This window comes from Streptomyces sp. HUAS MS02, assembly GCF_055702265.1.
This window is the reverse complement of the sequence record NZ_CM146747.1, coordinates 8790833-8814986: the sequence shown is the minus strand read 5'-3', so window position 1 is coordinate 8814986 and position 24154 is coordinate 8790833. Positions and strand designations below refer to the sequence as shown.

General features: G+C 74.3%; 19 protein-coding genes. 8 read left to right on the top strand and 11 right to left on the bottom strand.

Annotation, left to right across the window (positions count from 1 at the left end; genetic code table 11):
- Positions 1 to 31: 31 nt before the first annotated feature.
- Entirely contained in the window at positions 32 to 1726 is a 1695-nt protein-coding gene (locus ACZ9QC_RS38055; protein ID WP_472917251.1) for a dolichyl-phosphate-mannose--protein mannosyltransferase, read from the top strand.
- Between the two features lie 36 nt (positions 1727 to 1762).
- Here the strand turns inward: ACZ9QC_RS38055 and ACZ9QC_RS38050 are convergent, their stop codons facing one another.
- From ACZ9QC_RS38050 to ACZ9QC_RS38025, 6 genes are all read right to left on the bottom strand, one after another.
- Positions 1763 to 2341 (bottom strand): hypothetical protein, encoded by a 579-nt coding sequence (locus tag ACZ9QC_RS38050; RefSeq protein ID WP_472917250.1) that lies wholly within the window; start codon positions 2339 to 2341, stop codon positions 1763 to 1765.
- Positions 2338 to 3720: a hypothetical protein gene (locus tag ACZ9QC_RS38045; protein WP_472917249.1), complete on the bottom strand. Its 1383-nt coding sequence runs from the start codon at positions 3718 to 3720 to the stop codon at positions 2338 to 2340. Before ACZ9QC_RS38045 ends, ACZ9QC_RS38050 begins: the two co-directional genes overlap by 4 nt.
- Positions 3717 to 4523, bottom strand: a complete 807-nt coding sequence (locus ACZ9QC_RS38040; protein ID WP_472921921.1) for an ABC transporter ATP-binding protein — start codon at positions 4521 to 4523, stop codon at positions 3717 to 3719. Before ACZ9QC_RS38040 ends, ACZ9QC_RS38045 begins: the two co-directional genes overlap by 4 nt.
- Before the next feature lie 50 nt (positions 4524 to 4573).
- The gene (locus ACZ9QC_RS38035) at positions 4574 to 5404 is read right to left on the bottom strand and encodes a zf-HC2 domain-containing protein (protein ID WP_472917248.1); all 831 of its coding nucleotides are present in this window, start codon (positions 5402 to 5404) and stop codon (positions 4574 to 4576) included.
- Positions 5401 to 5961, bottom strand: coding sequence for an RNA polymerase sigma factor (locus ACZ9QC_RS38030; protein WP_184897548.1), 561 nt, complete (start codon positions 5959 to 5961; stop codon positions 5401 to 5403). The genes ACZ9QC_RS38035 and ACZ9QC_RS38030 overlap by 4 nt, the downstream gene beginning before the upstream one ends.
- Before the next feature lie 100 nt (positions 5962 to 6061).
- Positions 6062 to 6676, bottom strand: coding sequence for a dihydrofolate reductase family protein (locus ACZ9QC_RS38025; RefSeq protein ID WP_472921920.1), 615 nt, complete (start codon positions 6674 to 6676; stop codon positions 6062 to 6064).
- 253 nt (positions 6677 to 6929) lie between these two features.
- Here ACZ9QC_RS38025 and ACZ9QC_RS38020 point away from each other — a divergent pair, with 253 nt between their 5' ends.
- The 3 genes from ACZ9QC_RS38020 (at position 6930) to ACZ9QC_RS38010 (ending at position 12455) form a co-directional block, all read left to right on the top strand.
- Entirely contained in the window at positions 6930 to 8120 is a 1191-nt protein-coding gene (locus tag ACZ9QC_RS38020) for a carboxylate-amine ligase (protein WP_472917247.1), read from the top strand.
- A 247-nt stretch (positions 8121 to 8367) separates the two neighbouring features.
- A complete protein-coding gene (locus ACZ9QC_RS38015; RefSeq protein WP_472917246.1) occupies positions 8368 to 10152 on the top strand; it encodes an N-acetylglutaminylglutamine amidotransferase in 1785 nt (594 codons plus the stop codon).
- The gene (locus tag ACZ9QC_RS38010; protein WP_472917245.1) at positions 10125 to 12455 is read left to right on the top strand and encodes a S9 family peptidase; all 2331 of its coding nucleotides are present in this window, start codon (positions 10125 to 10127) and stop codon (positions 12453 to 12455) included. Before ACZ9QC_RS38015 ends, ACZ9QC_RS38010 begins: the two co-directional genes overlap by 28 nt.
- A 58-nt stretch (positions 12456 to 12513) precedes the next feature.
- Here the strand turns inward: ACZ9QC_RS38010 and ACZ9QC_RS38005 are convergent, their stop codons facing one another.
- Entirely contained in the window at positions 12514 to 12852 is a 339-nt protein-coding gene (locus ACZ9QC_RS38005; RefSeq protein ID WP_472917244.1) for a phosphatase PAP2 family protein, read from the bottom strand.
- A 269-nt stretch (positions 12853 to 13121) separates the two neighbouring features.
- The gene (locus tag ACZ9QC_RS38000; RefSeq protein ID WP_472917243.1) at positions 13122 to 13610 is read right to left on the bottom strand and encodes a DUF5709 domain-containing protein; all 489 of its coding nucleotides are present in this window, start codon (positions 13608 to 13610) and stop codon (positions 13122 to 13124) included.
- 194 nt (positions 13611 to 13804) lie between these two features.
- Here ACZ9QC_RS38000 and ACZ9QC_RS37995 point away from each other — a divergent pair, with 194 nt between their 5' ends.
- Positions 13805 to 15073: a cytochrome P450 gene (locus tag ACZ9QC_RS37995; RefSeq protein WP_472917242.1), complete on the top strand. Its 1269-nt coding sequence runs from the start codon at positions 13805 to 13807 to the stop codon at positions 15071 to 15073.
- Positions 15074 to 15234: 161 nt separating this feature from the next.
- Here the strand turns inward: ACZ9QC_RS37995 and ACZ9QC_RS37990 are convergent, their stop codons facing one another.
- A complete protein-coding gene (locus tag ACZ9QC_RS37990) occupies positions 15235 to 16221 on the bottom strand; it encodes an SDR family oxidoreductase (protein WP_472917241.1) in 987 nt (328 codons plus the stop codon).
- A 255-nt stretch (positions 16222 to 16476) separates the two neighbouring features.
- Here ACZ9QC_RS37990 and ACZ9QC_RS37985 point away from each other — a divergent pair, with 255 nt between their 5' ends.
- From ACZ9QC_RS37985 to ACZ9QC_RS37975, 3 genes are all read left to right on the top strand, one after another.
- Complete coding sequence (locus ACZ9QC_RS37985) at positions 16477 to 17331, top strand: glycoside hydrolase family 16 protein (protein ID WP_472917240.1); 855 nt, start codon at positions 16477 to 16479, stop codon at positions 17329 to 17331.
- Between the two features lie 110 nt (positions 17332 to 17441).
- The gene (locus ACZ9QC_RS37980) at positions 17442 to 18206 is read left to right on the top strand and encodes an IclR family transcriptional regulator (protein ID WP_472917239.1); all 765 of its coding nucleotides are present in this window, start codon (positions 17442 to 17444) and stop codon (positions 18204 to 18206) included.
- A gap of 101 nt (positions 18207 to 18307) precedes the next feature.
- Positions 18308 to 19546 (top strand): PP2C family protein-serine/threonine phosphatase, encoded by a 1239-nt coding sequence (locus ACZ9QC_RS37975; RefSeq protein ID WP_472917238.1) that lies wholly within the window; start codon positions 18308 to 18310, stop codon positions 19544 to 19546.
- Here the strand turns inward: ACZ9QC_RS37975 and ACZ9QC_RS37970 are convergent.
- Positions 19492 to 20379 (bottom strand): GNAT family N-acetyltransferase, encoded by an 888-nt coding sequence (locus ACZ9QC_RS37970; protein WP_472917237.1) that lies wholly within the window; start codon positions 20377 to 20379, stop codon positions 19492 to 19494. The two genes, ACZ9QC_RS37975 and ACZ9QC_RS37970, sit on opposite strands and share 55 nt — an antisense overlap.
- Positions 20376 to 23819, bottom strand: coding sequence for a hypothetical protein (locus ACZ9QC_RS37965; protein WP_472917236.1), 3444 nt, complete (start codon positions 23817 to 23819; stop codon positions 20376 to 20378). The genes ACZ9QC_RS37970 and ACZ9QC_RS37965 overlap by 4 nt, the downstream gene beginning before the upstream one ends.
- Positions 23820 to 24154 lie beyond the last annotated feature (335 nt).

The window sequence follows — 24154 nt, the reverse complement described above, 5'->3', positions numbered from 1 at the left end:
GTACACACTCTTGAAGGACTCTGTCACCGCGATGCTCCACGGCCCCCGTCCGACGACGGCGTCCCTCGACCGGATCGACCGTCCGCGCCCGTTCGGGTACGTGGGGCGGCCCCTCAGCGACCTGCGCGAGCGGCTGGTGCCGCCCTTCCCCGAGCCGGGGACCCGGATCTGGGAGCGTGTCGGGCTCGGGCCGACGTCCGCGTACCGGATCGCGCGGGCGACGGGGTGGCTGGGGCCGCTGCTCGTGGCCCTGCTGGCGGGGTCGATCCGCTTCTGGCGCCTCGGACAGCCGCACGAACTCGCCTTCGACGAGACGTACTACGCCAAGGACGCGTGGTCGCTGCTGCGGCTCGGCTACGAGGGCACCTGGCCGGACCGTAAGGTCGCCGACCCGCAGGTGCTGGCCGACCCGCAGGTGATCCCGCTCTCCGACACCGGCGCCTTCGTCGCGCACCCGCCGACGGGCAAGTGGGTGATCGCCGTCGGGGAGTGGATGTTCGGTCTCGAACCGTTCGGCTGGCGCTTCATGACGGCCCTCCTCGGCACGCTGTCGGTTCTGATGCTGTGCCGCGTCGGACGCCGGCTGTTCCGTTCCACGTTCCTGGGCTGTCTGGCCGGCGCGCTGATGGCGGTGGACGGTCTGCACTTCGTGATGAGCCGCACCGCGCTGCTCGACCTGATCGTCATGTTCTTCGTCCTGGCGGCGTTCGGTTGCCTGCTGCTCGACCGGGACCACGCCCGGGCCCGGCTCGCGGCGGCGCTGCCGGTGGCGCCGGACGGGCATGTCCGCCCGGACGGGGACACCGGGGACCACGCCGGCACGGGATGGCGCCCGTGGCGGCTCGCGGCGGGTGTGTGTCTGGGTCTCGCCGCCTCGACCAAGTGGAACGGCCTGTACTTCCTGGCCTTCTTCATGGTCCTGACCGTGCTGTGGGACGTCGGCGCCCGCCGCGTCGCGGGGGCGCGCCGCCCGTACCGGGCGGTGCTGCGCAAGGACCTCGGCCGGTCCGTGCTCTCCCTCGCCCCCGTCGCCGCAGTGACGTATCTGGTGACATGGACCGGCTGGTTCCTGTCCGACGACGGCTACGGCCGGCACTGGGCGGACGGCCGCGGCGGCGTCTGGTCGTGGATCCCGGCGCCGCTGCGCAGCCTGTGGCACTACGAGTCCGCCGTCTACCGGTTCAACGTGGGCCTGGAGACCTACCACAAGTACGAGTCCAACCCGTGGAGTTGGCTGGTCCTCGGCCGTCCCGTGCTGTTCTCGTACCGGTCGCCCGAGCCCGGTGAGGCCGGCTGTCACGCGCTGACCGGCTGCTCCCAGGCGATCCTCGCCCTGGGGACGCCGATGCTGTGGTGGACGGCGTGCTGCGCCCTCGGGTACCTGCTGTTCCGGTGGGCGCTGCGCCGGGACTGGCGCGCGGGCGCGGTGCTCTGCGCGGTGGCCGCCGGCTACCTGCCCTGGTTCCTCTACCAGGACCGCACGATCTTCGCCTTCTACGCCGTCGTGTTCGTGCCGTACGTGTGTCTGGCCGTGGCCATGACGCTGGGCGCGTTGCTGGGTCCGCCTGGTGCGGGCGCCGACCGCCGCAACCGGGGAGCGGTGGCGGTCGGGACCCTCGTCCTGCTGATCGTCTGGAACTTCATCTACTTCTTCCCGATCTACACGGGCCTGACGATCCCGTATCCCGACTGGCAGGTCCGGATGTGGCTCGACACCTGGATATGAGCCCCGCCTCGGTACTCCCGCCGCTGAGCCGGGCGGCTACCGTCGCGGGCCCGCGAGGGCGTACACCGTGGTGCCGGTGACCGCGAGGGCCAGGGCCGTCCAGGTGGCCGCGGGCGTGCCGGGCGGCAGCAGCATCCAGGTCGCGATCTCCGTCGGCACGCTCGTCGGGGGCGGGGCGAAGACCGAGAACGACAGCCAGACGACCGCCGGGGTCCACGCGTACGGTGCCCCGCACACGACAGCTCCGAGGGCGACGAGCCCCGTCAGCCCCGCGCTGTCACGGACGACGAACGCGGTGGGGGCCAGGTCGGTGCCCGTCGCCCGTATCGCGAGGAGCACGGCGGCGACGACCGTGCCGATGAGCAGCACATGGGCCGCCCTGCGGGGCCGCCAGCCGATCGCGGCCGTACGGTCCAGCGCCAGGTCCTGCCCGCCGAGCCCGATCGAGGCGGCCGCCACCCCGGCGACGAGGACGAACACGGGCGTTTTCGGATCGACCGGTCCCCCGCCGCCGTCCCGGGCGACCAGCGCCCACACCGCGGCCGCGCTGATCAGTACGGCGGCGAGCGACCCGGGCACCTGCCGGGAGCGTGCGTACAGGGTCAGCCATCTCATCGGGCCGTACCGCCGTCCAGGATGCTGAGCGGGTCGCCCGAGCAGGAGACCGCGGCGGTGTGCGCGGCCTTGACGCGGGCGATCTGCTCGGACCACGGCAGGGCCTTGAGTTCCTTGAACACCGGGCGGGCCGTGGCGAGTTGGTTGCTCTGCGGGTGCATGGCGCCCTCGAAGGGCTGCAGATCGCCGAGGACCCAGCCCGCGACGACGCTCTGCGCGGCGAGTTCGCCGACCGTGCCGCTCTCGTTGGCACTGCGGGCGAAGCAGACCGGCGCCATGCCCTGCCCGAGGAGGGCCCGTGTCAGCTGCTCGCCCTCGGCGTCGGCGATCACGCTGTCGCCGAAGTCGAAGAGGACGGCCGTGCGTGACCGTTCCGGCGCGTCGAGGATCCCCCGTCGCGCGGTGCTCTCCCGGACGGTGGTCGGTGCCTCGCCGCCGAGGACGTCCCGCAGGTGGCGCAGCGCCTTCTTCCCCGGTTCCGCGAAGTCCGGCAGGCGCTCCTGGTGGACGGCGGCCACGCACACCGGTCCGTCGCACACCTGGGCCGCGGCGGCCTCGTCGACGACGTACACCCGGCGGGGGTCGGCGGGCAGGACGAGCAGGGCGATCACGGCGCCCGCCAGGACGGGTGCGAGGGCGAGCAGCCGGGCGCGCGGCGTGGCAGCGGCCAGCAGGGCGAAACCGGTCACGGCCATGCCGAGCAGCCAGACCGTCTGACCCAGGTGCACGGGGGCGGAGAGGGTCAGGAACACGTTGAGCATCTCGTCCACCGCCGGTGACAGCAGAGCGACGCGGGTCGGCCCCGAGATGGCCGTCGGCACGGCCGACTCCGTCGACATCCGCAGCAGGTTGACGAAGACGAAGGCGGCCACGGCCAGTGCGGGTGGGGTCAGCGGGGAGGGGAGGTTGCGTCCGATCCCCATGCCGAGCAGGGCCCCCGCGAGGAGCGCGAGAACGGCGACCAGCGTGATCGGCAGCCAGCCGAGGTGTGTGTACTCGGTGGTGCCGATCACCTGGACCGCGCCCAGGAGGACGACGAGTGTGAAGGCCGCGCTCAGCGTGATCGCCGTCGCGCCCGCGGTCGTGGACGCCCGGTGCCGGGCGGGCCGTGGGGTGCTGTCGAGCAGCTCGGTCATGCGGGAGCGGTGGTCGCGCAGCCCCTGGAGGGCGCCGAGCGCCAGCGCGAGCGGCCACAGGACGGCCAGCAGGAACCGGGTCCACAGGGCCAGGGACGTCCACTGGCTCGTCCACGGCGCTGAGCCCTTCCACCACGGTCCGCTCACCAGGTACAGGAACGCCAGGGCTACGCAGAGGGACACGACGCCGGCCCAGGGGGCGACGGAGCGTCTCAGCTCGATGCGCAGGACACGGCCGTTCACCAGGTGCCCCTCTCCTGGCGGGGGTCGAGCAGCAGCGCCGAGTAGCCGCGCTCCAGGGGGCTGTCGCCGACGTGCTCGGGTCCGCCCGCGGCGGCGAGTTCGTCGGGGGTGCCCTGGAAGACGAGTCGGCCCTCGGCGAAGAGGACCACGTCGGTGCAGGCGGCGGCGACGTCCTCCACCAGATGGGTCGAGACGACGACACAGGTGTCCGTGCCCAGCTCCTGCAACAGCTCGCGGAAGCGCAGCCGTTGGGCGGGGTCCAGGCCGACGGTCGGCTCGTCGAGGAGCAGGATCGCCGGGTCGTTGACGATGGCCTGGGCGATCCCGACGCGCCGTACCATGCCGCCCGAGAGGGCCTTCATCCGCTCGTCGGCGCGGTCGGCGAGGCCGACCCGCTCGATGGCCCGCTGCACGGCAGCGGGGATGTCGGCCTTCGGGACCTCCTTCAGCCATGCCATGTACTCGATGAACTCGCGCGCGGTGAAGCGCTTGTAGTAGCCGAACTCCTGTGGCAGATAGCCGATGCGGCGGCGCAGTGCCCGGTGTTCGCCGAGCCCTCCGGCGGACACGCCGAGCAGTTCCAGGGTGCCCTCGGCGGGGCGCAGCACGGTGGCCAGCGCGCGGATGAGGGTGGTCTTGCCGGCCCCGTTGGGTCCGAGCAGGCCGTGCACGCCGGTGCCGAGCGACAGATCGAGCCCGTCGACGGCCATCCGTTTCCGCCCGGCCCTCACCTTCAGTCCCGTGGCCCGGATCTCCCAGGCGTAGGGCGTCGGCGCGAGGTCGGCCGCGGTCAGCGCGGTCATCACGTGTGGTTCCTTCCCGTCGGTGGTCGTCTTGGGGGTCGTCTTGGGAGTCATCGATGGGCTCCCAGCACGGAGTAGGCGCCCCTGCGGGCGATCACGACACCGATGCCGAGCGCGAGGATCAGCCCCCACAGGGGCATGCCGTCCGTCCGGAGAGCGAGGGGTGTGCGGCCGGTGGCCAGGGTCGGCGCCACGACCACGGCGGCCCACACCGCGACCAGCGCGACGGCGGCGCGGGTCACGCCGACGACTCCGCCGAGTGCGAGGGTCGTCGAGGTGAACGCCAGACAGGGCAGCAGCCACTGGGCGGCCGTCACCCCTGTCGCCCATCCGCCCACGAACAGCGCGGGCACGACCAGGACGAGCACGGCCACGGTGCGCCGCAGCACCAGGGGGAGCCCGGCCCGGGGCACGGAGGCCGTCAGCTCGTACGCCGGGTCCAGGCCGCGTGCCCACGAGGCCGCGACGCCGAGTACGGGCAGGACGGGGGAGAACAGCAGCACCAGCGACACCTCGCGGGAGCCGGGGCCCGTGCCGGGGTCGGCGAGGTCGAACAGCAGCGCGATCAGGGTCACGCTCATGACCATGGCGAGCCACGGCACCGTCGTGGGCGTCAGCCAGGTCGACAGCCGGGCGGCCAGCCGTCGCCCGCGGGGCATGGTGGCGGTGGCGGCAAGCCGGGGTTCCAGGTCGGCCCATACGGTGCCGACCAGGGCGGTCACGGCGGGCGCGCTCGCGGTGACGGCGGCCGACAGTCGGTCCCGGCAGGTGCGGCAGGCCTCCAGGTGTGCTTCCAGGGCCCACACCTCGTCGGCGGCGAGGTCGGTGTCGCCGCGCGCGTAACCGTCGATGAGCCGCGTCGACGCGTGTTCCACACTCATGCCAGGGCCTTCCGCATCTCGGTCCGGGCCCGGCGGGCACGGGTCTTGACCGTGCCCTCGGGCACGCCGAGCAGGACCGAGGTCTCCCGGACGGTCAGTCCGTCGAGCACCATGGCCTGCAGTACCGCCCTGAGTTCGGGCGCGAGGCGGCGCAGTGCGTCGCCGACGTCGCCGCCGACGGTCGCCGCGAGCGCCTCGTCCTCGGCGGCGGGCGCAACGGGGTGCGCTGCGGCCGCGGGCGGCGGTTCCGCGTGGTGGGCCCTGCGCCGGAAGGCGTCCACGAGCCGGCGGGCGGCGATGGTCCACAGCCAGCCGACGGCGGTCCCCCCGACGGCCGCCCCGGCGAACGCGCCCGCCGCGCGCCACACCGCCAGGTACGTCTCCTGCATGACTTCGGCGACGATCTGCTCGTCGGCGCAGCGGCGGCGCAACCGCACCGCCAGCCATGGCGCGGTGCGCCGGTACAGCTCGTCGAACGCCGCGCGGTCGCCCTTGGCCACGAGCCGGACGAGGCGTTCCTCGTCCGGCTCTCCCGCTGCCTTCCTGACTGATCTCACACCCCCTAGACGCGGCACCCGCGCGACGGGTTTTCCGCCCGGAGTGATCCCCGTCACACGCCTCTGAGGGCTTCACGGTGCCTCGACGCCGGGGTCGCGGTCACCGCACGAAGCGGTACTTCAGGTGCGTGGCGAGCGGGGTGTGGACCACCCTGACCGTCTCGAGGTCGCGCCGTCCGGCGCCCGCGTCGCCGAAGGGCCGCAGCCCGGCCCCGAGAAGCGCGGGCACGACGTGCAGCTGCACCTCGTCGATGAGCCCTTCCCGGAGGTACTGCCGCACGGTGTCCGCGCCGCCCGCGATGTCGACGTTGCGGCCCCCGGCGGCGGCCCGCGCCCGGTCGAGGGCGCCGTGGACACCGTCGGTGACGAAGGTGAAGGTGGTGCCGCCCTCCTTGACCAGGGTGGGCCTCGGGCGGTGGGTCAGCACGAAGACGGGGGTCCAGAACGGCGGGTTGTCGCCCCAGAACTCCTCGCCCAGGTCGTACATCGTGCGGCCCATGATCACCGCCCCGGTGGCGTCGAACCATTCGCGCATCAGTTCGGAGTCCTGGTTCTCCTCGCCGCCGGTCATGCCCTGGCGCTCGCGCCAGCTCGCCAGGTTGTGGATCCACTCGAAGAGCGGCTCGGCGCCGTCGCCCCCCGGGTTGTCCGGGGAGACGCCGGTGCCGGCGATGAAGCCGTCGAGGGAGATGGCCAAATCCGCAGTCACGGTCACGGTCACGGTGAGGTACTCCTGAAGTCCTGGGTCGTACTGCTTTCACTCTCATGTCGATCGGCGAACTCCGCTTTCGACACCGCCCGCCACATCCGTCGCCAGGACCGGCGGAACACCGCTGACACGTGACGCATTGGCGGCGGAAGTGCAGAGATGGGACTATTTGTGCGTTTGTCGGGAACTCGCACCACGCAGCGGTCGTCGAAGGGCCTCGGCCCGGCGGGCGATCTCGGGTACGGATGAGGGAGAAGCCGTGACCGTTCGTGTAGGCGTAGAGGAAGAGTTTCATGTTCTGGACGCGGAGAACGGGCGACTGGTCCCCGGGGCCGGCGCGATCCTCGGCCGACTGCCCGGCCCCGAGTTCAAGGCCGAGCTCCAACGGTCGGCGGTGGAGTGGAACAGCCCCGTCCACTCCGCGCTCGACAACCTGCACGCGGATCTGAGCGGAGCGCGGCGGCGGCTGGACGAGGTGGCCACCGGGCTCGGCCTGACCGTCGTGGCGGCCGGGACCGTGCCGTTCGCGCGGGTGACACCCGGTGACGCCACCCCGGACTTCCGCTACCGGGCCCTGGTCGACGAGTACCGGAAGGTGGCCGACGAGCAGCTGGTGTGCAGCGCACAGGTCCATGTCGACGTGCCCGACCGGGACACGGCCGTGCGGATCATGTGCGCGGTGTCGCCGTGGCTGCCCCCGCTGCTGGCCCTGTCCGCCAGCTCGCCGTTCTGGCTCGGCTCGGACACGGGCTACGCGAGCTGGCGCACCATGCTGTGGCAGCGCTGGCCCACCGCGGGACCGGTCGGCTGCTTCGCCGGGGCCGCCGACTACGACGCCGCCGTCGAGGACCTGATCCGCTCCGGCGTGATCAAGGACCCTGGCATGGTCTATTACGACCTGCGGCCGAGCGAGCACCAGCGGACCCTGGAGCTGCGCATCTGCGACGCCTGCCCGCGCGTCGAGACGGTCGTCCTGATAGCCGGTCTCTTCCGCGCCCTCGTGGAGGACGCCAGGGCCGGCCTGGAGCGGCCCGGCGCGGGCTGCGACGGCAGGCACGAGTGGCTGCGGGCCGCGGTCTGGCGGGCGGCACAGGCGGGCCTGGAAGGCACCCTCGTCGACCCGGTCACCCGCGCCGCCGCGCCCGCCCCCGAGGTCGTGCACACCCTGGTCCGCAGGCTGCGCCCGGCCCTGGAGGCCCTCGGCGACTGGGACACCGTCCGCACGCTCACCGAGGAGGCCCTGGCCAGGGGCAGCGCGGCCCACCGGCTGCGCCAGGTCGCCGAGCGGGAAGGCCTGCTCGCCTGCGTCAAGGCGGCGGCGGCCGACACCCGGGGCGACCACGGGCAGGGCACCGGCCCCGGGGCCGTCCGCCGGCCCGTCGCCGCGGCCGGTGGGGCCGGACCGGCGGGGACCTCGGCGGCGTACTCGGTCGAGTCCATCGGCGGCTGACCCGTCCGCGGGGCGGTGCGGAGACACAGGCACCGGCCACCGCCCCCGCGACAGGTCACGGCGCGGAGACCTGGACGGAGAACCCGTCGTCCGCCCCCTGGAGCCGGTGCCACCGTGATCAAGGAGTGGCTCGCATGCCCAGCAGCAAGACGGAGACGCACCCGAAACGCACCGGCTCCTGCCCGATCGAGGCATCGCCTCCGGGCGGTCCGGCCGACGGTCACCCCCTGCGAGGAGGTGCGGTCTGATGTGCGGTCTCAGCGGAGAGATCCGCTTCGACGGCGGGCGGCCCGACCTGGCCGCCGTCGAGCGCATGACCGACCGACTCGCACCCCGGGGCCCGGACGGCAGGGGCCTGTGGTCGCAGAACGCCGTCGCCCTGGGTCACCGCAGGCTGAAGATCATCGACCTGTCCGAGTGCGGGGCCCAGCCGATGACGGACCCGGCGGGCCGGATCGCCGGTGTCTTCAACGGCTGCGTCTACAACTACAAGGAGTTGCGCGAGGAACTGCGCGGCCTCGGCCACCACTTCTTCTCCGGCTCCGACACCGAGGTGGTGCTCAAGGCCTACCAGCAGTGGGGCACCTCCTGCGTCGACCACTTCTACGGCATGTTCGCCTTCGCCATCGTCGAACAGACCACCGGACGCCTGGTGCTGGCCCGCGACCGGCTGGGCATCAAGCCGCTGTACCTGGCCCAGGCGCCGGGGCGGCTGCGGTTCGCCTCCTCGCTGCCGGCGCTCCTGGCGGGCGGCGGCGTCGACACCTCGCTCGACCCGGTCGCGCTGCACCAGTACCTGAGCTGGCACGCCACGGTGACCGCACCGCACACCGTGCTCGCGGGCGTGCGCAAGCTTCCCGCGGCGACCGTGCGGGTGGTGGAGCCAGACGGCAGCCACCGCGACATCCGCTACTGGCAGCCGCCGTACACCCGTCGGCCCGGGGACACGGGGATGGACGCGGACGACTGGCGGGACGCGGTGCTCCAAGCGCTGCGCACCGCCGTCCGCCGGCGCATGGTCGCCGACGTGCCCGTGGGCGTCCTCCTGTCCGGCGGCCTCGACTCCAGCCTGATCGTGGCGCTGCTGGCCGACGAGGGGCAGCGCGATCTCGCGACGTTCAGCGTGGGCTTCGAGTCCGAGGGCGGCGAGGAGGGCGACGAGTTCCGCTACTCCGACCTGGTCGCCCGGCACTTCGGCACCGAACACCACCAGCTGATGGTGCCCTCGGACCGGGTGTCGACGGCCCTGGACGCGGCGATCGAGGCGATGAGCGAGCCGATGGTCAGCCATGACGTGGTGGCCTTCCACCTGCTCGCCGAACAGGTCGCGAAGGAGGTGAAGGTCGTGCAGAGCGGCCAGGGCGCCGACGAGGTCTTCGCCGGCTACCACTGGTACCCGGACATCGCCGCCGCCCCGAGAGAACGGGCGGCCGAGGCGTACGCCGAGACGTACTTCGACCGGTCGCACTCCGACCTCGCCGGCATGCTGCAACCGCACGTGCTGCCCGATCACGACGTCTCCGGCCACTTCGTGCGCGCCCACATGGCGCGCCCCGGCGCCGAGACCGCGCTCGACGCGGCGCTGCGGCTGGACGCCGAGGTGATGCTCGTCGACGACCCGGTCAAGCGCGTGGACAACATGACCATGGACTGGGGCCTGGAGGCCCGCGTCCCGTTCCTCGACCACGAACTCGTGGAGCTGGCCGCCGTCTGCCCTCCGGAGCTGAAGCTCACCGACGGCGGGAAGGGGGTGCTCAAGGCCGCGGGCCGCGAGGTCCTGCCCGCCGAGGTCGTCGACCGGCCGAAGGGGTACTTCCCGGTCCCCGCCGTCAAGCACATGGCGGGACCGGTGCTGGGGCGGGTCCGTGAGGCCCTGTCCGCGCCCGAGGCCAGGTCACGCGGCATCTTCCGGGACTCCTACGTGGCCAGGCTGCTGGCGGCACCGGACGAACACCGCGCCAGGCGTGGGGCGAACGAGCTGTGGCAGGTAGCTTTGCTGGAGATATGGCTGCAAACGCACGGAATCAGGTGACCGGGGCGCACCCCCTCACGGGCTCCCCCCGCCCCTCCCCCGTCGGCGAGGACCTCGTCGACGGGACGCCGTGGCGCCCCGAGGAACACGGCCCGGCCGCCGCGGCCCCAGGGGCGCCGGGAACGAACGGCCAGGCAGGCACGGCCCTCACGCCGACGCCGGCGGGCGCCACGGCCCCGGTGCCGGTCCCGCTGCCGGACACCGCCGCCCCGCTGGACACGCCACAGCCGTTGCGATCGCACGGCTGCTGGTACCCGTCGGTGGACCCGAGCGGCAGGTACGTCGCGTTCATCTGCGACCGGAGCGGGGTCCCCCAGCTGTGGACCGGGCCGGTCGGCGGGGACGAGGTCCATCTGCTGGACTCCGATCCTCACCCGGTCAAGGAGGTGGCCTGGTCGCCCGACGGTCGCTGGATCGCCTACACCACCGCCCCTGGAGGCGGCGAGCACACCAGGGTGCTGTGCGTCCGGCCCGACGGGACCGGGCGGCGCATCCTCGCCGGTGCCGAACCGGGCAGCTCCGCGTATCTGGGCTGCTGGCAGCACGACGGTACGGCGGTCGCCGTCACCGTCGCCGAGCCGGTCCGCACGCCGGGCGGGGCCGAAGGGGAGGAGGGAGCCGCACCCATGGGCCCCGGCCTCGCCGATCCGGACACCTACACCGCGCCCCGCCCGCCGGGCTGGGCCACCCGCGACGGCCGGGCCGTGCTCCTGGGCGGCCCGCACCACGGCGAGGCCCGCCCCGGGTCCGGCCGCGACACGCGGGGCCCCGAGGACCGGGGCGAGGCGGGGACGCCAGGCGCCCAGGAGCGGGACGGCGAGACGCCCCGCGAGAGGACGTCGGGCGGAGGGCTGGCCGCCTATCTGGTCGACCCCCTGGGCGTGGCGGCGCCCACCCTGGTGGCGGTGGAACGCGGCGCGGCGACCCTGCGCGTGTGCGACATCAGCAGGGACGGGCGGCTGGCCCTCCTGCGCCGGGGGCCGCGCGGCCGCCGCGAGGCCCTCGTCGTCCGGACCGGCGATCTACGGACCACCTTCGCCCTGCACGTCGCCGACGGGGACCCGTGGATCGGCCGGTTCTCCCCGGACGGTACGACGCTGTGGCTGCGCAGCGACGCGGCCCGTGAGTTCGCCGCGCTGTTCGCCGTCCGCCTCGACGCCGAGGGCGCGGCCCTGGGGCGGAGCGTCGCCGCCGAGCGCGCGGACTGCGGACTGGAGCTGCTGGCGCTCGGCCACGACGGGTACACCGCGGCACTCGCCTGGAACGTGCGCGGCGCCACCGAGCTGGAGGTCGCCTCCGTGTCGCCGACGTCCGCCGGGGAGGCCCGGGTGGGGCCGTCGCGGACGGTGTCGCTGCCGCACGAGGTCGTGACGCGCATCCCGCGTGTCGACGGGCGGGCGGGACTCGTGCTGGCCCTGTCCGGCTCGCAGCGCCGCCCCGGCGTGTGGTGGTTCCCCGAGGGCACCGCGCGACGGACCGCGTGGTCGTCCCGGGACGAGGACGCGGTCCCGCCCGGCCGCCCGCCCGTACGTCCCGTGCCGCTGCGGCTCGTCGCGCGGGACGGACTCCCGCTGAGCGGCTGGTACTACCGGGCTCCCGACCGGGGAGCCGGAGAGCCCGCGCCCTGTGTGATCCATCTGCACGGCGGACCGGAGGAGCAGGAACGGCCCGTGTTCAACCCGCTCTACCACGAGCTGCTGGGCCGGGGCCTCGACGTCTTCGCGCCGGACGTGCGCGGCTCGTCGGGACACGGCCGGTCGTTCGTCGACGCCGACCTCGGGACGGGCCGGTTCGCCGCGATCGAGGACGTCGCCGCCTGCGCGGCCCATGTCGTCGTCGCCGGTCTCGCCGATCCCCGGCGGCTGGCCGTGATGGGGCGCTCCTACGGCGGCTACCTGGTGATGGCGTCCCTCGTGTGGCACCCGGACCTCTTCCGCACCGGCGTCGCGGCCTGTGGCATGTCCGACTTCGCGACCTTCTACGCCGGCACCGAGCCGTGGATCGCGGAGTCGGCCGCGCACAAGTACGGCCACCCGGAGCGCGACCGTGAACTGCTGCGGGCGCTGTCCCCGATGACCCGCGTGGACGCCCTGCGCGTCCCCGTCCTCGCGGTCCACGGCGAACACGACACCAACGTGCCGCTCGGCGAGTCCGAGCAGTTCGTCCGCGCGGCCCGGGAGCGCGGTCTGCGGGCGGAACTGCTGCTGCTCCGCGACGAGGGCCACGACTTCCTGCGCGCGGACAGCCGCAGGATCTTCCGCCGGACCGCCGCCGACTGGCTCCAGCGCCACATCGCCGAGTAGACGGCCGATCGGTCACGCCGGTCGTGCGTTCCTCGTGCTCCGGCGACGTCCCCGTGCGTCAGGGCAGTCGGCGGACGGCGAGGAGCAACAGGCGTGGGCGGCGGCGGGCGGTCCAGGCACCGGCCAGTCCGATCACGGCGCCTGCGGCGACATCGCTCGGGAAGTGCGCTCCGCTCTGCACCCGCTCGACGGCCGCGAGCACGGTGGGGACCGCGCACGCGGCGCCGGTCGCGGGCCAGGTGGGCCAGACGGCGGCCGTGAACGCGACCGCGCCGACGGTGTGGCCGGACGGGAACGACGTCGACGCGGGACGGTCGTCGACCTCGGCGTGCGGGAACCACTCCCTCGGCGGCCTGCGCCGGTCGATCAGCTGCTTGGCGACCGCGTTGGAGCCCACCTGCGCCACCGTCAGCGCCGCCAGGCCCGCCGCCGCCGCTCGTCGGCCGCGCCCGCCGCCCCCCGGCCGCCGCGAACCGCCAGCCGCTTGGCAAGCCACCGACCCGCACGCAGCCCGGCCGACACCTTCATGCTCCCGTTGTGCACCGCTCGCCCCGCGGCCGTGACAGGCCGCGTGCGGAGCGGCGGCGCGGCGGTCGGCACCGAGCCGAGGCGCGGGCCGACGCCCGGGCCGACGGGTGAACCGACGAGCGGGCCGACGCGAGTCCTTCAGACCTCCGGGGAATCCGTCGGGGACAGCGCGTCGTCGGGGACGATGTGCATCGCCGCCTCCTCCGCGCCCGCAGCGCCGCCGTCGATGCCCTCGTCCTCGGCGATCAGTTCCTTGGTGGTGTCCGTCCGGGTGCCCTCGTCGGGTGCGACGAGACGGCCGGCGCGGTCCGATCCGGCCTCCGGATCGAGGGGTTCGCCCTCACCGCCCGGGAGGTCGCCGATGCCGTCCCCCGCCGGCACCTCCACATCGGGCACCTCCTGCCGCAGTCTGTCGTCGAGGGACTCGCCCTCGTGCTGCTCGGCGGCCGTGGTCCCGCTCTTGGTGACGCCCAGCGGCCTCTCCGGCGGCGAATAGCCCTCGTCCAGCATGTCGTCGTACGTGCGTTCGTCGAGCGCGTCCTGGAGATCCAGCGGGGCGGCGTCCTCCTGCTCCTCGTTGCCACCGGTGGGCTGGTAGGCGTCGTCCGCCATGTTCTCGTCGCTCATGCTCGCCTCCGGGGGTGTCCGACCGGTTGGTGGTCTCCGTGCGGAGTACCGAGTTCCGTGGGGTGTAACACCTCTGTGCCGCGACCGCCCTCTCGTCCACGTCACGACCACGCCCGCGGCGCGCGCTTCGGCCAGCCGTGCGGTGCCCGCGCTCCCCGCGTTACCGGCGGACCGGGGCGGGCACTCGGGTCGGCATGAATCCGAGCCCTCGCACCCCGCTGGTCGACAGTTCGCTCACGGCCCTGGTCAAGGGATACACCTGGCTGCCCGACCGTCGGCGCCGTACCGCCGGTCCCCTGGTCCGCGCCCGCCTGGCGGGACGGCACACCGTCGCCCTGTGGGGCCCGGAGGCCGTCCGGTTCTTCTACGACGAGCGGCACGTGGAACGGGCGACGGCGCTGCCCGGCCCGGTGCTGAGCACCCTGTTCGGCCACGGGGCGGTGCACACCCTGGACGGTCCGGCCCATCGCGTGCGCAAGGAGATGTTCCTCTCGCTGCTCACCGGCCCGAAAGCGGTCGCCGACCTGGTCGAGCAGGTCGCCGACGCCTGGGACACGGCCGTACGGTCCTGGCCCGGCCGGCGCTCGGTCGTGCTGTTCGACGAGGCGAGCCGGGCGCTCACGCTGGGTGTCTGCCGGTGGGCCGGGATCCCGCTGGACGAGTCCGAGGCCGAGGACACGGCCCGTGACATGGTCGCCATGGTCGACGGTTTCGCCACGGCGGGGCCCCGGCACTGGCGGGCCCGACGGGCCCGCAGCCGCAGCGAGGCCTGGCTGGCGGGTCTGGTGGGCGACGTCCGGGAGGGCGCCGCCACCGCGCCGCCCGGATCGCCGCTGGACGTGGTGGTCCGGCACCAGGACGCCGACGGCCTGCCCCTCGACCCGCACACCGCCGCGGTGGAACTCCTCAACATCGTCCGCCCCACCGTCGCCGTGTGCTGGTTCGTCACCTACGCCGGGCACGCGCTGCGGCTGCGGCCCGACGTGCGGGAGCGGCTGGCCGAGGACGACCCCGAGTACGCCGTGGCGTTCGCCCACGAGCTGCGGCGCTTCTACCCGTTCGCGCCCTTCGTCGGAGGGCTGGCCGTGACCGACCTGGAGTGGCGGGGCGAGCCGATTCCGGCGGGCGCCATGGTCCTGCTCGACCTGTACGGGCAGAACCACGACCCCGACCTGTGGGACCTCCCGTACACCTTCGAACCGCAGCGTTTCCTGGAGCGGCCGCCCGGCCGTGACGACCTGGTGCCGCAGGGCGGCGGCGACCGCGCCACCGGTCATCGCTGCCCCGGCGAGGACGTCACCGTCGCGCTGCTGCGGGCCCTGGGGCCGCGGCTGGCCCGGCTCGAGTACGAGGTGCCCGCGCAGGATCTGCGGATCCCGCTGACCCGGATGCCGGCGCGGGTGCGCAGCGGCTTCGTCATGGAGTCCGTCCGGGTACCCGCGCGGGAACCGGCGTCGCGATAGGGCGCGAGGCGACCGCCGAAGTGGAACCGCCGCGCTGAGGGTACGCGGCTGAGAGTCGGCGTGGGTGCGGGCCGTTCGCCCGCACCCACGTCTCGTCCGCTCGGCCGGGCCGAGCGGCCCGGTCGGGTCCGCTCAGGCGGTCAGCCTGTCGGTCAGCCCGGTCAGGCGGCCGTCTCCCGGCTGATCCGGCGTCCCACAGCGACCGCGCCCGCGCCCAGCACCGCGCCGACCGCCGTCCGGCGCAGCGCCGTGCGGCGCCGACCGCCCCAGCCGCCGTGCACCGCTCCCTCGCCGGGAGCGGGGACGTGCAGCGTTCCGTGCGTGGCCGGGGCCGCCTCGTCGTGGGACAGATGGGTCTTGTCGGTCTGCTTGGCCATCACCCGCTCCGCCAGGGCCGGGTTCTTCCGCGCCCTGCGTACCAGGGCCCGCCCGGCCGGGCCGACCACCACTTCCCGGTGCGGGTGCCGGACCAGGTCGACGACGGCCTTGGCGACCCGCTCGGGGCTGTAGACGGGCGGCATGGCGACGACCTTGCGCCCGGTGTAGTTGGCCGACTGTTCGAAGTGCGGGGTGTCGATGGTCGCGGGCATCACCGTGCACACCCGCACGCCCTTCACCCCTTCCACCCGCAGCTGCTGCCGCAGGCTGGATCCGAAGCCCTGCACGGCGTGTTTGGACATGCTGTACGGGTGGCTGTAGGGCTGGGCGACGGCTCCCACGATCGAGGAGATGTTGACGAGCGTCCCGCGCCCCTGCGCGCGCATCACCGGCAGAGCCGCGCGCGCCCCGTGGACGTAGCCCATCACGTTGACGTCCAGGACCCGCCGGAAGTCCTCCAGCGGTACGTCCTCGAACCGGCCGAAGGCGTTGACGGCCGCGTTGTTGACCCAGACGTCGATCCGGCCGAACTCCTCCACCGCGCGCCTCGCCAGGTCCTCGACCGCCTTGGCGTCGGTCATGTCGGTCGGCACGACCAGCGTCCGCGCCCCGCGGTGCGTCTCGCACTCCCGGGCGGTCGCCTCCAGCGCCTCCTCACGGCGGGCCGCCAGCACCACGGCGCACCCCTTGCCGGCGAAGGCCTCGGCCGTGGCCCGGCCGATCCCGCTGGACGCTCCCGTCACCACCACCACGTGTTCCCGCAGTCGCATCGCGTACCTCCTCAGGTCCGACGTCCCGGACGCGTCGGGTCCGGCTCCGGGCCCCGAGTACCCGAAACCGCCGATTCACCTCGGCCATGGCGGAGCACGACCCTCCGGAAAGCGGCCGGCCGCGGGGATGGCGCCGGAGCGGTCCTGCGGTGACGATGCTCCCTCGCGCCACGCATCCCTCGGTGGGACGAAGGGGGCTGTCCGATGGGTTCGCACGCGGCACCGAAACGTCGTGGACGAGCGGTGTGGCCCTCCGTGGGTCTCCTGCTGCTGGTGGCGCTCGTCGGTGTTCCCCGTGCCGAGGGAGCGCCGGTGTCGGCCGACGCCTGCCGTGTCGCCGGCACCGACCTGCCCCGAGGGGACTGCGGGCCGTTCTGGCAGGTCCTCGCGGAGGACTTCGACGGCGACCGGGTGCCGCTGGGCGGGTTCAGCGACTGCGAGCACCGGGTCGACACCTCCGCCGCCCACTGCGGGGGCCTCACCGGCGCGTACCGCGACAACTGGTGGGCATATCCGACGGGTTGGCGTGACACGGCCAACGACCGGGGCCGGGACGTCGTGGGTGTCTACCACCCGGAGGACACGGTGAGCGTGGGCCCTGCGGAGAACGGCGACGGCCGGATGTTCATCCGCATGTGGCGGCCCGCCGACGGGGGTCCCGTGCACGCTGCGGCGGTGGTACCCCGTGCGGTGATGCAGATGAAGTACGGCAAGTACAGCGCCCGTATCAAGGTGACGAAGCTCGCCCCGGGATACAAGTCGGCCTGGCTGCACCACGGCGGGGGCTGCGAGATGGATCATCCCGAGGGTGAGTGGACCGGCGACCTCACGGCGTTCCACCATCCCTGCGGCGGCGGTGAACAGGGATACTTCCCGGGGAGCGACGACTGGACCCGGTGGCACACCGTGTCGACGGAGTGGACGCCGGGGCATGTCCGGTTCTTCGTGGACGGGCGGCTGGTTGGCCACGACACCCGGGACGTGCCGGACCGGCCGCTGTCGTGGGTGCTGCAGAACGAGAGCGCCCTGGAAGGACCGGGCGCGGCACCGGGCAGCAGCGCCCAGCTCGACATCACGTGGGTCGCGGCCTACGCGTACGGGTGGAAGTGATCGTCGCCGTCGAAGGGTCCCGGCCCAGGTGCCCTACGCGGGCGGGCTCGCCCGGGCAGGGCACCCGGGCGGAGCTTGCCGGGGTCGCGTGCCCGGCGCACGCTGGTCGTATGGCTGCGCACGAAGGCCCCGGCCCCACACTCATCACCTCCGTGCAGCGGGCCTTCCGCCTGCTGGAGGCGGTGAGCGCCCACGAGAACGGCGCGCCCGCGAAGCAGCTGGCACGGGAGACCGGGCTGCCCCTGGCCACCGCCTACCACCTGCTGCGGACCCTGGTCCACGACGGCTATCTGCGGAAACTGGCCGACGGCGGCTTCGTCCTGGGCGACAAGGTGACGGCCCTGCACACCACCGGCAGGGGGCAGGCCCTGCTCAGCCGGATCCGGCCGACGCTCGCCGCGCTGCGGGACGAGCTCACCACCGCCGCGTACCTCACCTTCTACGAGGACGGTGAGATCCGGGTCGCCGAGATCGTGGACAGCGCCCGGGCGCCCCGGGTGGACCTCTGGGTGGGGTTCGAGGACGCCGGGCACGCCACCGCGCTGGGCAAGTCGGTGCTGCGTGAGCTGGACGAGGAGTCCCGCCAGGACTATCTCTCCCGACACCATCTGGCGGACCTCACCCCGCGGACCATCACCGACGCCCCGGAGCTGCTCCGCCGACTGGACTCCTCCCCCATCGCGCCGGCCGTCACGGATCTGGAGGAGTACTCCCTCGGCACGGTCTGTGTCGCGGTGCCCGTGTACAGCGGGGACACGCTCGGCTCGCTCGGGGTCTCGCTGCGGGCGGACCGGCTCTCCCGCCTCGACGAGGTCCGGGCCAGGCTGCTCCCGACCGCGAGCCGGGTGACCAGGGGCCTGTCGCTCACTATCTGAAAATCGGCTCCTTGTGGCGCCCGCGCCCATCCTCTTTCCTGGATCAAACGGACAATTCCGGAGCGCATGCTCCACGCACAGGTGAGGACTGCGGGCGAAACATGAGTCACACCCGAGAGCTCGGCGGCGACCACGGGCCGATCCGGCCGCCCCGGGGACGAGCGGCAGCCCCGGGCGCGGCGGCCCGGAACCGGGTCGCCGCGCAGCTCGCCTCCGGTACGCCCGTGCTGCCCGTCGTGCTCGTGCTGATCGTGTCCGTCATCGTGGTCGTCGGTCTGTTCGGCGGGGCCGGGCACACCTGGCTGCCGCTGCTCGCGGCAGGGCCGGCGCTGGCCGCGACCACCAGCGGGCCGGGCGGCGTCCTCTGTGTCGGGCTGCTCGCCGGGGTGCTGGGCACGATGCTCGGCCTCCGGGACGGCGCGCCGGGACACGAGCTGGCCGCGGTGCTGTCCGCGCTGGCGGCCGTCACCCTGGCGAGCGGGCTGGCCGGTGCGCTGCGCGGGCGCCGCGAGCGGGTCCTGGCGGCCGTGCGCTCGGTCGCCGAGGCCGCCCAGCACGCACTGCTGCAGCCGGTGCCGGCGGTCGTCGGCCCGTTCCAGGTGGCCGTCCGGTACAGCGCGGCCGCCGCCGAGGCCCGTATCGGCGGGGATCTGTACGCGCTCGTGCCCACCCCCTACGGGGTGCGGCTGATCGTGGGCGATGTGCGCGGCAAGGGGCTGCCCGCGGTGGGGGTCGCCGCCCTGGTGGTCGGGGTGTTCCGGGAGGCGGCGTACGAGGAGCCCGACCTGCTCGCGGTGGTCGACCGGATCGAGCGGAGCCTGGCCCGCAATCTGCGCTGCGACGACTTCGTCACCGCCGTGGTCGCCGGGCACCCCGAGCCGGATCGGCTGGAGCTGGTCAACTGCGGGCACGCGCCGCCGCTGCTGGTGCGCGGCGGCGACGTGGTCCCCGTGGAGCCGGCCCTACCGGCGCCGCCCCTCGGGCTGCGCGCCCTCACGGGCGAGACCCCCGCGCTGCAGGCACTGCCCTTCGCCGACGGTGACCAGCTGCTGCTCCACACCGACGGGGTCACGGAGGCCCGGGACCGCGACCGCGAGTTCTACCCGCTCACGGAGCGACTGGCACACCATCTCTCCGAGGAGCCGGCCCACACTCTCACGGCCCTGCACGACGAACTGCTGAAACACGTGGGCGGCCGCCTGCACGACGACGCGGCCCTCCTGCTGCTCCGCAAACCGACGGCGCCCGCCCCGGGGCCGGGCCAACGGCTCCCGGGGGTTCCTCGTCACAGCGGTTCCGGCGAGAAGTCGTACCCGGCGAAGTCACCGACCGGGACATAACCGAGGCGCAGGTAGAGCGCGTTGCTCGTGGCGTTGTCGAGGTTGGTGAACAGCAGGACCTGCCGGGCGCCGGCGGCCGTCGCGGCGCGGCTCGCCTCGGCGGTCACGGCACCCGCGTATCCGCGGCCGCGCAGGTGGGCCGGGGTGTGGACGGTGGTCACCCGCACCTGCCCGGCGATCACCGGGGTGACCCCGGCCAGGGAGACGGGGGTGCCGTCCGGGTTCTCCCACAGGGTGACACGCCCGCGGGCGAAGCGGGCGGCGGCGGCCTCGGAGGGCGCCTCGCCGACATCGGCGGCGAACTCGTGGTACCACCGCACGAGTCGCTCCCGGTCCTGGGGCCCGGCCACCCGGCTCCGGCCCGGCGGCAGCGGCCGCGGTGGGGTGAGCGTGCCAAGACGGTACAGGCGATGACGTGCGCACCGTGTCGGGACCGCCCCGGTGCGCCGGTGCCACGCGCGGGCGAAGGCTGAGGCAGTATCGCGGTCCGCGCTCACCCCCGGGAGGCGGTGGCCGAGCCCGGCCAGGTGGGCGGCGAGGGCGTCGGCCTGGTCGGGAGTGAGCGGGGTGAGGCTCAGACGGTGGGGCGGGGTGCGGAAGAAGGTGGCGCGGACCTCGCCCGCCCACTCCAGCCGCCCCAGCACCGGGGCCTCGGCGCCGTACGCGTGCGGCCCGGACGTACGCAGTGTCTCGGTGACCGTCAGGTGCACGGTGTGCGGGACGGGGCGCGAGCGCAGGAAGCCTCCGGCTCGGGCGAGGAAGTCGTCGACGTCGTCGGTGAGAAGCCAGCGGCCGCCGTCGTCGGCGGGCCGCTGGCCGTCCGGGCGCGTCATTCGCTGTGCGTCGTGGTCCGGTACGCCTGATGGCGCACGTCGGGGTCCGCGTGGCAGCGCAGCAGGCGCAACAGGGCGCGCCACTCCTCGGTCCAGCCGAGGGACAGACCCGTCCCCCGCACCAGGCCGACCGCCAGCAGACCGGGCGCGGTGCGGCCGTCGCGGGCGAACCCGTCGGCGGCGGCCAGCAGGGCCTCGACGCACCCCGGGACGCGATGCGCCGAGGCCAGGCGCAGCCGTTCGGAGGTCTGGATCGCGACGCTCACCCCGACGTCCTCGAACTCCGCCGCGAGGTCCCGCAGTCGTTCGAGGAGTTCGGTCGGCTCCGTGGTGAGTCCGACCAACAGGCCCCGCAGCTCGAGGCGTTCCGGCGCGAGCAGTGGTTCACCCGCCAGTTGCTCCGCGACCGTCTCCAGCAACTCGGCGCGGACGCCTGCGGCGTAGGAGAACGACGTCAGATGCCGCAGTCGCTGCAGCGCCGGCACGTCACGGTTCTCCAGCGCGTCGCAGCCGCCCTCCGGGGTGTGCGTCGCCGCCAACAGTTCGGCCACCGCGCTGTGGAACACACTGCCGGGCGCGACACCGCCCACGGGGTGGGGCAGTTCGGAGGCGGCCAGATCACGCAGCGCCCACGCCGCGAAGCTCCAGCGCGCCCGGTCGTCGAGGTCGCCGGCCGTTCCGGAGATACAGCGGGCGAGCTCGGGCGAATAGCGGCACCACACGCCCATCGCGTGAAGCATGGCGTGGCCGGCGAAGCCTTCCGTGAGCGCGAGGGACGTGTCGTAGGCCGAGCAGACGACGGCGGCGTACGTGCGACGGTGTGGTTCGGCCAACTCCCAGGGGGTGACGGCCAGTAGGGCTTCGTGCACGGGAGCGGTGTCGTCGCGTGCCGCGTCCTCGATCAGGGCCCGGGCCTGCGGCTCACCGAGCAGCGGGGGCAGGGCGCGGACGACGGCGGCCCGTACGTCCGGGTGCCGGTCGGGGGCGTGGAAGGTGCTCGCCAGCAGGGGGACCGCGCTCCGGGGCGGCAGGAAGCGGGCTGCGAGCCGTACGGCCTCCTTGCGGGAGGTGACCTTCGCGGGCCGCTCGCCGGTGAGCAACGGGCCCAGCGCGTGGGCGAGTTGGGACGGGGCGGCGAAGCGGGCGGCGCGGGCCGCCGCGTACACGGCCACCCTGGCCCGGTCGCCGTCGGCCCGGTCCAGCAGCGTCGGCAGGGCGTCGTGCGGCCGGTCGGTACGGGGCAGGGCTCCGAGCGCGGCCTCGGCGACGACCACGTCGGGGTCGTCCTCGTGCGCGAACGCCAGGGCACGCCCGAACTCGGGCACCGGCGCGGCGGCCCGGATCAGGGCGGCCCGGTCGTCGAGCGGGAGCGTGCGGTCCGCGATCGCCTCTCCGGCCAGCCGGACCGCCGCCCGCTGCTGGCGTGGCAGCCAGCGGTCGCTGTCGGCGAGGTCCGGCAGCGGGCGCCGGGCGCCGTCCACCAGGAAACGGCCATGGGGCGGGGCGTCGGCCAGCAGTGCGTCCAGCAGGTCCGTGCGCCGCCGGGACAGCACGTGTCGTACGGGAGGGAGGACGACCGCCGACGGTTCGCGGGCGACGATGCGGGCGGCCCGTTCGTCGCGGGTCGCCGGTGCGGCCAGCCACAGTCGTGCGGCCGCCTCGAAGGTCTCGTCGTCGCCGCGTTCCACCGCCGTGGCCAGCCGGTCCTGGAGTTCGGGCAGCCGTCGGGCGCGCGGTCCCAGCGCGGCGGCGAGTCCCAGCAGCAGCCGGAAGTCGGCCCGTCCGGCCCCGGCGTCGAGCGAGGGGCGCAGGGCGTCGAGGAGGTGCTGCTCCTGTCCCCTGCGCAGCTCCCGATGGAGCGGTCCGAAGTCGGGCACCCCGACCCGCTCCGTGATACGCACGAGCGTGCGAAGCGCCCACTCCCGCAGGCCGGTGCCGGCATCGCTGACCGCCTCGCCACGGTCGCCCGGCACGTCACCCGTGGCGGCCCCGGCCCCGGCCCCCGCATGTTCAACGAGCAGGCGAATCGCCAGCGTGCGCAGGGCCGTCAGGGTGGCGGACGACGTGTCCCGGGCCTCCAGGGCGTCGGTGGCGATCGCGTCGAGCAGCGGTACGTCGGCCGGGGCGAAGACACGCGGATGCGCTGCGGCGAACGCGCCGAGCGCCGCGGCGCGCACGGTGTCCCGCTCGTTGCGCAACCGCCGTCCCGCCGCCGTCAGCACTTCGGTGACAGCGGCACGGCCGCCGTCCCGGGCGGCGCAGGCCACGTACAGCGGCCAGACGGCGGCACGGTCGTCGGCGTGGGACCGCCCGATCGCGGCCAGCAGTGCGGAGCGCGCCTCGTCGAGCGGGCCTTGGGCGAGGATGTCCAGGTCGTCCCACCAGTAGCCCGTGCCGTCGAACGCGGCCGCCTCGCGCCGCACTTCCGCCCAGCGGCGCTCGCGCGGCAGCAGTTCGAGGACGGCCTGGGCGGGGTCCTGGCCAGTCCCGCTGCCGACCGCGTCCACGAAGGCGGGGCGTCGGCCGGGGGCCATGGCCCTGACCAGTGCGGCGAAGTACGGGCCGCGCCGCAGCCAGTGCCGGCCCAACGCGGTGAGCGACGCAGGCTCGGCCCGCAGGAGCGCGCGCAGCACTCCGGGCGGCGGCACCCGCTCATGGCCCTGTCGCCCGCGGTCGGGGGAGGTGAGCCAGCGGATGACGCGTTCGACGTCGGTGGTGGCCAAGGGCGCGAGTGCGCGGCTCAGCGCGGGCGGCAGGCCAACGGGGCCGTACCGTTCCAGCAGGGTCAGCACCCGCTCGGGGCGCAGGGGCGCGAGCGCGGCGACCGTGGTGGCGTGCAGCGCCCACCAGTCGTCCCGCTGCTGCCCGCCTGCCCGGTCGGCCAGGGTCCGCTCGGCGTGGTCGAGCACCGGGTCGGGATGCCGGGACGCGAGCCGGGTCCAGCCGTCGACGGCGTGGGCGAGTCCGGGCAACTCCCGTGCCACGAACGGGGTGGAGCAGGCCAGCAGCAGGCGCGCGGCCTCGGCGTCGCCCCAGTCGGCGCGCAGCCGCGCCACCATCCGCTCGGCGAGCGCGGTGCGGCCTCCGGCGGCGAGCAGACGGGCGAGCCGCTGCCGCAGCACGGCCGGTGCGTCGTCGTACGCCGCCTCCACCGCCCGGTCCGGTACGGGCAGGTCGCGTGCGGCGCGCCGCGCGTACCCGGCGACCACCGGGTCCGGGTCCGCGAGCCGCTCCGAGAGGAACTCCACGTCCCGTCCGACGAGAGCCGCCAGCGCCGCGAGCCGCCGTGCGTAGGGCCCGCGTCCGTCCAGGTCGGTCAGGAACGGGGCGAGCGTCCCCTCGTCCGCGAGCCGCCGGGCGGTCCGTGCCGTCAGGGTGAGACGTGCGGGGAACGGCAACGGTTCGAGGGCGGACAGCAGTTGCTCCGCGGTGGTCGGCATGCGCCGATTGTGCCGGGCGGGATCGGTCCCCGCGATCGATTAAGCACGGCATGACCGAGCAGAGCGCCACCTTTGGACGACGACCGACCCGCACGTCCGAGCGACGACCGCCCCACGACTCGGAGCGACGGCAGCCCCGCGCCTCCCGACGACGACCGATCCAAACGTCCGAACGACGCTGCCGCGCGCCCCCAGACATCGACCGTCCCGCACCTCCAGGCGCCGGCTGCCCCGCACCCCCGGACGACGACCGGCCCGCAACTCGGGGCACCGGCTCCCCCGCGCCTCCGGACGACAACCGACCCGCAACCCCGAGCGCCGGCTGCTGCGGGCCC

What these genes read in the sequence shown, in the direction of transcription:
- ACZ9QC_RS38055 (WP_472917251.1), top strand. Translation starts at nt 32, where the DNA reads ATGCTCCACGGCCCCCGTCCGACGACGGCGTCCCTCGACCGGATCGAC.
- ACZ9QC_RS38050 (WP_472917250.1), bottom strand. Translation starts at nt 2,341, where the DNA reads ATGAGATGGCTGACCCTGTACGCACGCTCCCGGCAGGTGCCCGGGTCG.
- ACZ9QC_RS38040 (WP_472921921.1), bottom strand. Translation starts at nt 4,523, where the DNA reads ATGACCGCGCTGACCGCGGCCGACCTCGCGCCGACGCCCTACGCCTGG.
- ACZ9QC_RS38035 (WP_472917248.1), bottom strand. Translation starts at nt 5,404, where the DNA reads ATGAGTGTGGAACACGCGTCGACGCGGCTCATCGACGGTTACGCGCGC.
- ACZ9QC_RS38015 (WP_472917246.1), top strand. Translation starts at nt 8,368, where the DNA reads ATGTGCGGTCTCAGCGGAGAGATCCGCTTCGACGGCGGGCGGCCCGAC.
- ACZ9QC_RS38010 (WP_472917245.1), top strand. Translation starts at nt 10,125, where the DNA reads ATGGCTGCAAACGCACGGAATCAGGTGACCGGGGCGCACCCCCTCACG.
- ACZ9QC_RS38000 (WP_472917243.1), bottom strand. Translation starts at nt 13,610, where the DNA reads ATGAGCGACGAGAACATGGCGGACGACGCCTACCAGCCCACCGGTGGC.
- ACZ9QC_RS37995 (WP_472917242.1), top strand. Translation starts at nt 13,805, where the DNA reads ATGAATCCGAGCCCTCGCACCCCGCTGGTCGACAGTTCGCTCACGGCC.
- ACZ9QC_RS37990 (WP_472917241.1), bottom strand. Translation starts at nt 16,221, where the DNA reads ATGCGACTGCGGGAACACGTGGTGGTGGTGACGGGAGCGTCCAGCGGG.
- ACZ9QC_RS37980 (WP_472917239.1), top strand. Translation starts at nt 17,442, where the DNA reads ATGGCTGCGCACGAAGGCCCCGGCCCCACACTCATCACCTCCGTGCAG.
- ACZ9QC_RS37975 (WP_472917238.1), top strand. Translation starts at nt 18,308, where the DNA reads ATGAGTCACACCCGAGAGCTCGGCGGCGACCACGGGCCGATCCGGCCG.
- ACZ9QC_RS37970 (WP_472917237.1), bottom strand. Translation starts at nt 20,379, where the DNA reads ATGACGCGCCCGGACGGCCAGCGGCCCGCCGACGACGGCGGCCGCTGG.
- ACZ9QC_RS37965 (WP_472917236.1), bottom strand. Translation starts at nt 23,819, where the DNA reads ATGCCGACCACCGCGGAGCAACTGCTGTCCGCCCTCGAACCGTTGCCG.